Source organism: Sporosarcina sp. G11-34 (assembly GCF_026931025.1).
Window position 1 is genome coordinate 1 of sequence record NZ_JAHNZW010000015.1, and the last position, 12,049, is coordinate 12,049.

Below are 12,049 nucleotides of genomic sequence, written 5' to 3' on the forward strand. Positions count from 1 at the left end.
ACCGGAAAGCGTCCGCTCGGAACGGAAATCAGCGGTTCATAGCATTTATCCAATATATTTATAAAAAATGACGTGAGTGAAATTCCATCCCTTTCTCTTTTATTAGAGAAGGGGATTTTCTTTCACCAACGTCATAAATTGTACAACCTTTTTTAATTGGGCGTATAGTAAGGTTTCTGTCTGTTGTTGGATGTCATAAATAACATCTTAATCAAGCTGTCTTGACACCTGTAATTACAAGTAGGATAATCTAGTTAGTAAGCAAATAAATTCTAAAACGAATAATCGAATGGAGTGGGAAGACTTGTCCGAGCGCAAGCAGCTAAAAATAGGCACGATGATTCACGGTGTTGGGGAGAAAATATCTGACTGGCGGCATCCTAATGTTCCATCGGATGCTAGTGTCAGTTTTGAATTTTATAAACAGCAAGCACAACTAGCTGAGCGAGGGAAGTTTGATTTTGTTTTTATTGCAGATGCGTTATACATAAATGGAAAATCGAACCCACATTATTTAAACCGGTTTGAGCCACTTACCATTCTTTCTGCATTGGCGGCCGTGACAACGCAAATTGGACTCGTTGCCACATTATCGACCTCTTATAGCGAACCATTTTCAGCAGCTAGGCAGTTTGCTTCACTTGATATGATAAGTGGAGGGCGTGCTGGATGGAATGCTGTCACGACAGGACTTGAAAAAACAGCTTTAAATTTCAGTAAAACGGTTGAGGATCATCCAAATCATGCTGAGCGTTATAAAATGGCCTATGAATTTGTTGAAGTAATGAAGGGGTTATGGAATTCATGGGAAGAGGATGCTTTTATTCGCAATAAAGAGACGGGTGAATTCTTTGACCCGGAAAAATTGCATCCATTAAATCATAAAGGCGAATACTTTTCCGTACAAGGTCCATTAAATATTGGGCGTTCGCCGCAAGGACAACCCGTAATCTTTCAGGCGGGTTCATCAAAGGATGGTAAGGAATTTTCGGCGAAAGAAGCAGATGTGGTCTTCGCAATTATGCCGACATTGGATGAAGCACAGGGTTATTATCGTGATGTGAAAGGCCTGGCGGTTGAATTTGGGCGTAATCCCGATGAAGTTGTTGTGATGCAAGGAATTAGTCCAATAATAGGAGAAACAGATGAAGAAGCTGAAAAGAAATATCAGGAAATTGCGAGTCTCGTGACAATCGATCATGCACTTGCATTTCTAGGAAGACTTTATGAACATCATGACTTCACACAGTATCCCTTAGACGAGCCGTTTCCTGATTTGGGAAACCTAGGAGAAAATAGTTTTAAAAGTGATACGAATCGGATTAAAAAAAGCGCACTGGAGCAAGGTTTGACACTCCGGCAAGTTGCGCTTCAAGAGGCAACACCACGGACACCATTCATGGGGACGCCGGAAAAAGTAGCGAATCTTGTCGAGGAATGGTTCGCTAAAGAAGGCGTCGATGGTTTCATTATCATTGCGAATTTGCCGAGTGAATTAACGGCCTTCGTTGAAAAAGTAGTGCCCATTCTTCAAAAGCGGGGACTTTTCCGTGCAGAATATGAAGGCGAGACCTTGAGGGATAATTTGGGTCTAGACCATTTAGAGAATCAATATGTAAAGTAGAAACAGCATCAAGGCTCACTATGAGTAACTACTATTCTTGATAGTAATAATAAAAGTGCCCAACATAAAAATTATGTTGGGCACTTTTCTAAGTTTAATCTTGGTGCTTTCCGACAAGTGTTAAATCTTTATCTCTAGATAATTCCGGTTCAGTATTTTCAAGATTGGTCGGTTTTTTTGACCATATGGTGGCTAAAATTGGACCTGATATATTATGCCAAATTGCACCCCAAACACTTGGTAGTGCTGCAAGAGGGCTAAAGTGGGCAGTTGCGAGTGCTACTCCTAATCCGGAGTTTTGCATACCGACTTCAAGAGAGATGGCTCTTCTATCATTTTCATTCAAACCAAGTAGTACCGCCGTAAAATAGCCTAGCAATAAACCGATGCCATTATGAAGGAAAACGGCGATGAAAACAATCAGACCCGAACTTGCGACATTACCCGCATTAGCTGCAGTGACCGCTGATACAATGATTAAAATAGCCGCTACTGAAATGAGGGGCACGACTGAAATACTTTTTTCGACTGCCTTAGGGAGAACTTTTTGTACGATAAAACCTAAAGCAATAGGGATAATAATTACTTGTAAAATTGACTTGAACATTGAAACTGGATCGACCGGCAACCATTGCCCTGCAAGTAAAAGCAATAAAAGTGGTGTAATAACCGGTGCCAATAATGTTGAGAGGGAAGTCATTGCAACTGACAACGCAAGATTCCCTTTCGCAAGATAGACCATAACATTGGATGCTGTTCCACCTGGGACGGACCCGAGAAGCACTAAGCCCGCTGCTAGTTCAGGGGGTAGCTTGAGCAAGAGAGCTAATCCGAAAGCAACAAGGGGCATGATGATGAATTGAGCACCGACCCCGACAAATACAGGTAACGGATTTGTAAGCACAATCTTGAAATCCACTGGCTTTAACGTCAGTCCTATTCCGAACATGACGACTCCGAGTAGAATGGTAATATAGCTACCCAGTGCTAGAAAAGGTGTTGGAGCTATAAAGGCGATTAGGGCAATGGCAATAACCCAAAAAGCAAAGTATTTTCCAGCAATGGTGCCAAGTGCTTCAAGTATCTTCATAATAAGATCTCCCTTAGTCTGTTTTCACAATTTTATTTGGATTTAGTAAATTATTTGGATCTAGTGCTTTTTTGATCTTTTCCATAACGAGAAATGCAGTGCCGTGTTCTTGTTCTTGATATTTCTGTTTACCGATACCGACACCGTGCTCACCGGTACATGTACCACCACGTTCAAGTGCATACATTACAATACGTTCATTCAACTCGTCGGCTTTCGCAATTTCCTCTGAGTCATTCATGTCCATCATTAGCAGCACATGGAAGTTTCCATCGCCAACGTGTCCGACAATTCCACCGATTAATCCAAGTGATTCGACAGTTTCACGCGCGTGATGAACTGCACCGGCTAATTCTGAAATCGGAAGACAAACATCCGTTACCATCATCTTTTTCCCAGGATAACCATGGATGAAGGCGTAAGCTAAATTGTGACGAGCTTCCCACAACCTGTTACGGCCTGCGTTATCTGTTTCAAACTCGATATCTTCACATAGATGGTCTTTAACAATATCATTGGTAAAGTCAACGTCTTGCTTCAATCCTGCTTCATTTCCGTGGAATTCTAAGAAAAGTGTCGGTTTTTCTTTATAGTTGGTTTCACTGTGAATGTTTAATTGTTTTATCGACTGTTCATCGACCAATTCGACTCGGGCAATTGGAATGCCAGCCTGTAGAATGGTCACGACAGCCTCCACTGCATCATTGATAGTTGGAAAAGTGGCCCGCGCTGCGGTGACGTGTTCGGGAATTCCGTATACACGAAGCGTTAGCTCTGTAAAGCAACCAAGCGTACCTTCAGACCCTACGAAGAGTCCATTCAGATGAAGGCCAGACGCTGACTTAGCGGCCATATTGCCGGTGTTAATGACCATACCGTCAGCCAATACAACTTCCAAATCTCGGACTTGATCACGCATGACGCCGTATTTCACGGTTGTTGTTCCGCTTGCGTTCGTAGCTGCCATTCCCCCGAGAGTCGCATCAGCTCCTGGATCCACAGAGAAAAACAAGCCGTACTTTTTAAGTTCCTTATTCAGCTGAGTGCGTGTTACTCCGGGTTGTACTTTAACGAGAAAGTCGTTTTCTCGCACTTCAATTATTTTATTCATAAGAGAAAAGTCAATCGTAATTCCGCCTTTGCTAGGAATTACATGTCCTTCAAGGCTTGTCCCGAGTCCGAACGGAATGACAGGAACCTGGTATTTTTTTGATATCTCCATTATCTTACTTACATCTTCAGTCGATTCTGGAAAAACGACAGTATCTGGAAGTCTCGGGGAATGATAAGATTCGTCCCTACCATGGAGCTCTCTCACAGTTTGGTTGATTGTCACTTGTTCGTCCTTTAGGACGCTTTTTAACTCTGCAATAATATTTTTAGTGGATAGTGTCATTATATATCTCTCCCTATGTTATATAAGTGGTCTTACCAGTGTTCTATGTAGTATGGAAGTTCGTAAATTTGGTCCAACCACTTTCTATTATACATAATAATCTGAAAGTACCAAACGTTGGTTTTTCTCGTTGATTAATATGATTGGCATTGGTATCTTAAAACCATGAATTATACCCGAAGAGAGGAAGGGAAATCATTGAATCTACCAAGGAAAAAGACTTATGAAATTATTGTTGAACAAATAGAAGAGTCTTTTTTTAATGGTCAATTAAAAATGGGTGAAAAGCTGCCATCGGAAAGAGAGTTGGCTAGTCGGTTTGAAGTGAGCAGAACATCTGTGAGAGAAGCACTCCAGGCATTGGAGATTAGTGGATTTATTGAAATTAGGCAGGGCGGAGGCAGTTTCATAAAGAAGTCTGAAGTACATTCAGTAAGTGAGGCCCTTTCCACTACGATTATTCAAGCTGAAAAAAAATGGTTTATGAAATGTTAGAATTGCGTCGTGCATTAGAAGTGGAATCGGTATCGCTTGCCGCACAACGCGCGACTTCTGCGGATTTGGAAAGGATTCGTGAATCACTAGAACAGATGGCTTTATACGAGAAAGATGTAGAAGCTGGTGTACAGGCTGATTTACATTTCCATTTACAGATTGTCCATGCAACGCATAATGAATTGCTAATCGATATGGTCCAAATGCTTACTGAACGGATGGAAGAGACAATTCGAGCAACACGGAAACACCGGTTTTCAGATGGGGATCGCTACAAAACGACATTTGAGGAGCATAAAGAAATTTACACAGCGATTGCATCGGGCAATGCGCAGGAAGCGAAAAAACTAATGGAAGAGCATATTACGAGAATACGGAGAGAGTTAAGCGAAGCTTTCTTACCGAAGTTAAAATAAAATATTATAAATTTCTTTAGTTCTATTAAAAGTTGTTGATAACTTCTATAATTTTTGTGCCAATGCTTATAGCAGCAGTTTTTGTATTGTGGAGAAACGACTTGTGGGTATGTGGACAAGTTAGCCATTTTTCAGCTGAATAAATTCACATCTATTTACGTCTGGACCACAACATGTTAGGGTATAGGGAGTGAACAAGGCACAATATATAGTTTTGAACGATGGAATGGTACCGTTATCGGTTTAAAAGGGAATCCGGAAATACCGGAGCTGTCCCCGCAACTGTGTACGCTGACGACCGCCGAAGAAACGCCACTGTGGAGAAATCCATGGGAAGGCACGGGCTGGAAGGATGAAGCGTGAGCCAGTAGACCTGCCTTCCATCGTCAAGCGACACTTTCTTCGGGGGTTGAGAGGTGGAAGCGAGCGGGAATCCGTGAACATTCCATCTTTTGGTGGAAAAAACCACGCCCCCATTCTGTTTCCAACCTAAAAAACCGTGAGCGATAGCTCTGCCGAAGAGGCAGTCCTATCGTTTTTTTTGTTGGGAAAAATAAGGTTCTAAAATATTTGTTGGGGTATTGATACAACTCATGCATATAAATTTTAACCTGAATATTCCAGGATTAAAAGATGTAATCATTGAAAACATTGAAGAAGTTGGCAATCATTTAGGCTGATGCTTCATTCTATAGGTCTACTCGTTTAGTTGATTGGAGTGGAGGTCGGCGACTCCGGTGGGATTTAGCGTGACAGGTGAGACCCTGGACGTAGCGAAGCGAAGGAAGCGGCTCACCTCACGCCCCACGGAAAGCGCCGACTGGAACAGAAATCAATGTACTTCGTATAAAAGAAAAAAGAAGGTGACGTGCTAATCGCACATGACCCCAATATTTGACATAGAGCCAAAAATAAAAAGCTGGCCACCGAAATCGACACATAAACTTACATAAAGATATATAAAGAAGGAGACGATTTATAATGACGACAAAAATTAAAGCAACAGGCATTGATCAATTATTAAATGATCTACAAATTGAATTTGGCACACAGGAAATTGCACCACTAATTAAGGCGAGCGAGCGGTGGAGAGAAAGAAATCTTGGCGGAAGTGATTCAGACTGGGCAAAATCGATGGTGTTGGAAACAATTAGCTATGTAGCAGAAGATGAGACGTATTGGACATTTGTTGCGTCACGAATTCATCTTCACGAGGTCTATGTTCATGAGGAAAAGCAGCGTGGTATGAAAGTATATGCAGATTTTGCCGGGCATGTTGAAGACCTTGTAAAAATAGGGTTGTATACACCTGTTTTAACAGAAAAATATTCAAAAGAGGATCTGACCACTCTGGGTAATCTAATTGAACCTGAAAGAGACAAGCTATTTACGTATATCGGACTGAAAACATTTACGGACCGATATGTCGCAGTCAATTACGATAAAAAAACAGTTGAACTCCCGCAAGAACGCTGGCTTGTGATTGCGATGACACTTATGCAAGATGAGACGGTTCAAAGGCTCGAAAAAGTAGCGGAATCTTACTGGGCAATGAGCAATCTATATATGACCGTTGCGACACCAACATTATCTAACGCAGGAAAACCACACGGCCAGTTGTCGAGTTGCTTCATTGATACGGTCGATGATTCTCTGCAAGGGATTTACGATAGTAATACTGACATCGCGAACTTATCGAAATACGGTGGTGGAATTGGCGTTTACATGGGGAAAGTACGAAGCCGCGGGTCCGCGATTCGTGGATTTAAAGGGGCATCAAGCGGTGTTCTCCCTTGGATAAAGCAGTTAAATAATACGGCTGTCAGCGTCGATCAACTCGGACAACGACAAGGCGCGATTGCTGTATATTTAGACGTATTCCATAAGGATATTTTCACATTCCTCGATTTGAAGTTAAACAACGGTGACGAGCGTATGCGTGCACATGATATATTCACAGGAGTTTGTTTGCCAGACCTTTATATGGAACAAGTAGAAGCGCGTGGTGATTGGCATATGTTTGACCCGCACGAAGTTCGTGAAGTCATGGGCTTTTCACTTGAAGATTCGTATGACGAAAAACGTGGAGCAGGATCATTCCGAGAGAAATATGAAGCCTGTGTCAATCATCCTGAACTTAGCCGTGAAACGGTACCGGCAATCGATTTAATGAAGCGCATTTTACGCAGTCAGTTAGAAACAGGGGTACCATTTATGTTTTACCGCGATGAAGTGAATCGTGCCAATGCGAATAAGCATGAAGGAATGATTTATTCATCAAATTTATGTACAGAAATAACACAAAATATGAGTGCAACGGAATTCGAATCGGTCACGCTTGAAGGTGATATCGTTGTTTCACGTTCAAAACCAGGTGATTTTGTCGTTTGTAACTTATCTTCCATTAACCTTGGGCGAGCAGTTCCAGCGAATGTGCTGGAAAGACTGATCAAGATTCAAGTCCGCATGCTCGATAACGTAATTGATTTGAATAAAATCCCTGTAGTCCAAGCGACGCGAACAAATTCAAGATACCGCGGAATTGGACTTGGCACATTCGGATGGCATCATTTACTTGCGCTAAAAAACATTCAATGGGAATCTGATCAAGCAGTTGAGTATGCAGATGAACTGTATGAAAAGATAGCCTTCCTAACGATATCTGCATCAATGGCGCTGTCAAAAGAAAAAGGGGCGTATCCATTATTTGAAGGGTCTGATTGGGAGACAGGGGACTACTTTGAAAACAAAGGATACGATTCAAAAGAATGGAACGAACTACGTACAGATGTCGCAGAAAATGGTATGAGAAATGGTTATTTAATGGCAGTTGCACCGAATTCCTCGACATCGGTTATAGCGGGTTCAACAGCTTCAATTGATCCGATTTTCAAACCGTTCTTCCATGAGGAGAAAAAAGATTACAAATTACCAACTGTAGCACCAGATTTGAACCATAAAACTTATGATATTTACAGACGTTCAGCATATATTGTTGATCAACGTTGGTCGGTCAAACAAAACGCAGCAAGACAACGTCATATCGACCAAGCAATTTCCTTTAATATTTATGTCCCGAATACAATCCGAGCATCCGTCTTACTCGACTTGCATGTGCAGGCGTGGAAATCAGGCATGAAGACTTCCTATTACACGCGGTCAAGCGCGACAGATATTGTGGAGTGTGAATGGTGTCATTCTTAATCGCTTACGCAACTTGGAGTGGTAACACGCAGGAAGTTGCGGAAATTATTAAGGAAACATTAACGGGCAGAGGGTATGAGGTTGAATCATTCCGAATCGGTGGGGGAACAATTCCAGATCCGCGCGAGTACAAAGCGATGATCATAGGGTCCTTTACGTGGGATAAGGGTGCGACACCTGACGAAGTGAAAGATTTCGTAGCAGATATCGGTTATAAACCAGCAAACGTTTATGTCTTCGGAACAGGTGATACTCAATTCGGAGGGGACGCGCTATTTTGTAATGCAGCGGTAAGGTTGGCTCGGTTTTACGAGTCGAATTATGCACCGCTAAAAATCGAACAAAGTCCAAGAGGCACACAAGCAACAAACGTAGTGAATTGGACGGAAGGAGTCATTAAACATTGGTCACACTTAAACGAGTAAAGGTAATAGAACCATTAAATCCAAATAAATCCACGGCTATTTTTGGCGGTAAGGCGAGCGGAATTCTTAACTGGAATGACCTTGCACATCCCCATTTTTATACTTTAAGACAACAGATTCGATCCCTTTTTTGGACGGCAAATGAAGTAGATATGACGCAAGACGTCAAGCAGTTCCCAACGCTTACAGACAGAGAGCAAGATGCTTTTTTGAAAATCATCGGCTTGTTGGCGACACTAGACGGTCCGCAAACGGATGTTGCTTTAAAACTATCTCACTTCACAACTGATCCATCCGTTAAATCATTAATGGCAACAATCGCGGATCAAGAAAGTGAACATAATCACAGTTATGCCTACGTACTTTCTTCTGTAACGACGCTGGACAAGCAAATCGCATCATTCGAAATGGGACGTACAGATGAAGTTCTGATGCGACGAAACGAGCGAATTGTTACTGTTTATAATGAATTTGCAGAGCGCCCAACAATTGATTCTGCATTAAAAGCGATGGTTTATACAACATTACTTGAAGGTTTATTTTTCTATAGCGGTTTCGCATTTTTCTACAATTTAGCACGCAATCAAAAAATGGTCGGAACTTCTACAATGGTGTCGTATATTAACCGCGATGAGCTGCAACATGGAAAAGCAATTAGCGACATATTCCGAGCGGCACTGGCAGAGAATCCTGAATACAACACGGATGCTTTCACGGAATGGATTTATGATCAATTTCGTCACTCGGTCGAGCAAGAAGTTCTGTGGAGCCAATACGTATTAGCAGATATAGAAGGCATCGACCTTGAGGAGATGGAAGGCTACATTAAATACCGCGCCAATAAAATGTTGCGCACACTCGGACTTAGCGAAATCTATCCAGAGTTCACGAACAACCCAATGAGATGGATTAAGGCCTATGTCGATAGTTTTGACGATACAAAGACAGACTTCTTTGAACAAGCATCAAGGCAATATGTTAAGACAAGCGACTTAAATGGATTCGACGATTTATAAAAGAGAAAAAATGCATGGCTTCTGCTATGCATTTTTTTGTTTGAAAATTATTTTAATTATCTCGGAAATCGGTTTTAAATCGTACAGTCGAGCGTGAATAAGTAAAGATAGAACAATAAATTCTACATTTACTAGAGATAGGGGATATACTAAAGGTAGTATTTGTATGAATCAGAGAACTTAAGCATGTAGAAAAACTAGTGAATAGGGAATCCAACGGGAGAATGGAAGCCCTTACTTTATTGGAAAAGAAAGGGGTGCACAAATTGGAAAGTCGGTATTCAAGACAAACGTTGTTCAAACCTATTGGTAATCAGGGACAAAAGAGACTTGAGCAATCCACTGTACTAATAATTGGTTGTGGAGCTTTAGGAACGTCCATCTCTGAAACGCTTGTCCGTGCTGGTGTAGGTAAACTTATTCTTGCGGACCGCGATTATGTTGAACCATCGAACCTGCAAAGGCAACAACTTTTTACTGAACAAGATGCTATAGAAGGAACACCAAAAGTAATAGCGGCAAAGCGTCAGCTAAAGGAAATTAGAAGTGACGTCCAAATTCAAACAGTCCTCAATCACATTGATGGTCCGCTCCTCGTAGAGCTTGTAAGGGATGTCGACATCATTCTCGATGCGACCGATAATTTTGAGACAAGGTTATTAATAAATGACGTCTCATGGAAAACGAGAATTCCGTGGATTTACGGCGCGTGCGTTGGAAGTTCTAGTACAGTATTCCCCTTTGTGCCAGTCGAAATGTCTTGTTTTCGCTGCTTGTTACCTGTTCTACCTGCAGTGAATGAAACATGTGATACGGCAGGAATCATTTCGCCAGCCGTTCAAATTACCGCGGCTCACCAAAGTGCAGAAGCTCTTAAGTGGTTGTCTGGAAACGAGCTTGCGATGCGCAATAAAATGTTAACCTATGATGTTTGGGCAAACACAAGTATTGAAGCAGGTATCACGAGAATGAAAAATGCGCAATGTGAAACATGTGGACCCAATCCTACATATCCGTCGTTGCAGTCGGAAAGCGGGACCAGTTATGCTGTTCTTTGCGGTCGTGAAACTGTGCAAGTTATTCCTGAGAAAGAACGTGTTTTAACGCTTAGTGAGGTTGAAGAAGTAGCAAAGCGTCTCGGTAATCCATATAAAAGAACACCTTACTTTATCGAAATGAAAGCTGATGGACACAGGTGTATTATTTTCAACAATGGCCGATTGCTTATTCATGGGTTGAAAGATATCAATAAAGGTCGGAAAATGTACCATCAATTATTCGGTTAAAATAGGGGGTAGTCAAATTGTCAAAAGAGCACGAGTATGATCAAGGGAAGCAGTTGACGTTTTGTGTCCTCACAACGAGTGACACAAGAAATATTGAAAATGACAAAGGCGGTTGGACAATCCGTACAAAGCTAGAAGGTGCGGGGCATAATATCTTTGAAACTTGGATTTGTCGGGATGATAAAAAGGAGATTGAGTCAATCATCGAAGAGTGGCTTCGTAATCCCAACATCCACGGAATTATTACGACGGGTGGAACGGGTCTCGGATTTAGAGATGTGACGCCGGAAACGCTTGAGCCCTACTTTACGAAGAAAATAGAGGGTTTTGGAGAGTTGTTTAGAATGGTTAGTTATACAGAAGATGTGGGGACCAAGGCGATGTTAAGCCGCGCAGACGCGGGAATTGTAAAGGATAAAGTCGTTTATATGCTTCCAGGGTCTGTTAAAGCGGTTGAACTTGCGATGGACCGACTTGTATTACCCGAACTTCATCATATTGTTCATGAAATTACAAAGCATTTGGATGACTGATGAAAACACAGACAACTAAGCGTCTGTGCGTTCAAAATCACCATTTTTTCCACCAGACTTCTTGAGTAACATTGTCTGGCCAATGACCATATCTTTACCAGCAGCTTTGCACATATCATAAATGGTCAAAGCGGCGGCAGAAGCGGCAGTAAGTGCTTCCATTTCAACACCTGTCACGCCTTTTGTTTTCACTACGGCTTGGATAAGCACTTCATAATGAGAGGTGACCTCGTCGATAAGCCACTCAAACTGAACATCAACGCCAGTAAGGGGAATTGGGTGACACATCGGAATAATAGTCGAGGTATTTTTGGCTGCCATTATTGCAGCGACTTGAGCGACTGCGAACACATCGCCCTTTTTATTCGTACCTTCAGAGATTTGGGAATGGATTATTTTATTGACGATAATTGACGACTTGGCGATAGCAGTCCTAACTGTAACGGATTTATCTGATACATCGACCATTTTAGCACGACCTTGTTCATTGAAGTGAGTTAGTTTTGACAAATTACTTCATTCCTTTCAAAATTGATTAAGCTGAGTATAACAGATAATAGGAGG

At 41.8% G+C, this 12,049-nt stretch carries 11 protein-coding genes and 1 riboswitch; of the genes, 8 read left to right on the forward strand and 3 right to left on the reverse strand.

What is annotated here, in order from left to right:
• Positions 1 to 304 precede the first annotated feature (304 nt).
• Entirely contained in the window at positions 305 to 1,624 is a 1,320-nt protein-coding gene (locus KSU66_RS17505; RefSeq protein WP_269052821.1) for an LLM class flavin-dependent oxidoreductase, read from the forward strand.
• Between the two features lie 94 nt (positions 1,625 to 1,718).
• Here KSU66_RS17505 and KSU66_RS17510 read toward each other — a convergent pair whose 3' ends face one another.
• On the reverse strand, positions 1,719 to 2,714 hold the full coding sequence (locus tag KSU66_RS17510) for a bile acid:sodium symporter family protein (protein ID WP_269052756.1): 996 nt from the start codon (positions 2,712 to 2,714) through the stop codon (positions 1,719 to 1,721).
• A gap of 13 nt (positions 2,715 to 2,727) precedes the next feature.
• Complete coding sequence (locus tag KSU66_RS17515; RefSeq protein WP_269052757.1) at positions 2,728 to 4,110, reverse strand: FAD-binding oxidoreductase; 1,383 nt, start codon at positions 4,108 to 4,110, stop codon at positions 2,728 to 2,730.
• Between the two features lie 198 nt (positions 4,111 to 4,308).
• Between KSU66_RS17515 and KSU66_RS17520 the strand changes: the two genes are divergently transcribed.
• The 7 genes from KSU66_RS17520 to KSU66_RS17550 all read left to right on the forward strand — a co-directional run bounded on the left by KSU66_RS17520 (position 4,309) and on the right by KSU66_RS17550 (position 11,485).
• A complete protein-coding gene (locus KSU66_RS17520; protein ID WP_269052758.1) occupies positions 4,309 to 4,605 on the forward strand; it encodes a FadR/GntR family transcriptional regulator in 297 nt (98 codons plus the stop codon).
• Positions 4,587 to 5,021: a FadR/GntR family transcriptional regulator gene (locus KSU66_RS17525; protein WP_269052759.1), complete on the forward strand. Its 435-nt coding sequence runs from the start codon at positions 4,587 to 4,589 to the stop codon at positions 5,019 to 5,021. The genes KSU66_RS17520 and KSU66_RS17525 overlap by 19 nt, the downstream gene beginning before the upstream one ends.
• A 209-nt stretch (positions 5,022 to 5,230) precedes the next feature.
• Positions 5,231 to 5,416, forward strand: a riboswitch (cobalamin riboswitch).
• A gap of 586 nt (positions 5,417 to 6,002) precedes the next feature.
• Positions 6,003 to 8,225, forward strand: a complete 2,223-nt coding sequence (locus KSU66_RS17530) for a ribonucleoside-diphosphate reductase subunit alpha (protein ID WP_269052760.1) — start codon at positions 6,003 to 6,005, stop codon at positions 8,223 to 8,225.
• Entirely contained in the window at positions 8,210 to 8,650 is a 441-nt protein-coding gene (locus tag KSU66_RS17535; protein ID WP_269052761.1) for a flavodoxin, read from the forward strand. The genes KSU66_RS17530 and KSU66_RS17535 overlap by 16 nt, the downstream gene beginning before the upstream one ends.
• Positions 8,629 to 9,666 (forward strand): ribonucleotide-diphosphate reductase subunit beta, encoded by a 1,038-nt coding sequence (locus KSU66_RS17540; protein ID WP_269052762.1) that lies wholly within the window; start codon positions 8,629 to 8,631, stop codon positions 9,664 to 9,666. Before KSU66_RS17535 ends, KSU66_RS17540 begins: the two co-directional genes overlap by 22 nt.
• Before the next feature lie 266 nt (positions 9,667 to 9,932).
• Positions 9,933 to 10,952: a ThiF family adenylyltransferase gene (locus KSU66_RS17545; protein ID WP_269052763.1), complete on the forward strand. Its 1,020-nt coding sequence runs from the start codon at positions 9,933 to 9,935 to the stop codon at positions 10,950 to 10,952.
• Between the two features lie 17 nt (positions 10,953 to 10,969).
• Positions 10,970 to 11,485: a MogA/MoaB family molybdenum cofactor biosynthesis protein gene (locus KSU66_RS17550; RefSeq protein ID WP_269052764.1), complete on the forward strand. Its 516-nt coding sequence runs from the start codon at positions 10,970 to 10,972 to the stop codon at positions 11,483 to 11,485.
• 15 nt (positions 11,486 to 11,500) lie between these two features.
• Here KSU66_RS17550 and moaC read toward each other — a convergent pair whose 3' ends face one another.
• Positions 11,501 to 11,995 (reverse strand): cyclic pyranopterin monophosphate synthase MoaC, encoded by a 495-nt coding sequence (gene moaC / locus KSU66_RS17555; protein WP_269052765.1) that lies wholly within the window; start codon positions 11,993 to 11,995, stop codon positions 11,501 to 11,503.
• Positions 11,996 to 12,049 lie beyond the last annotated feature (54 nt).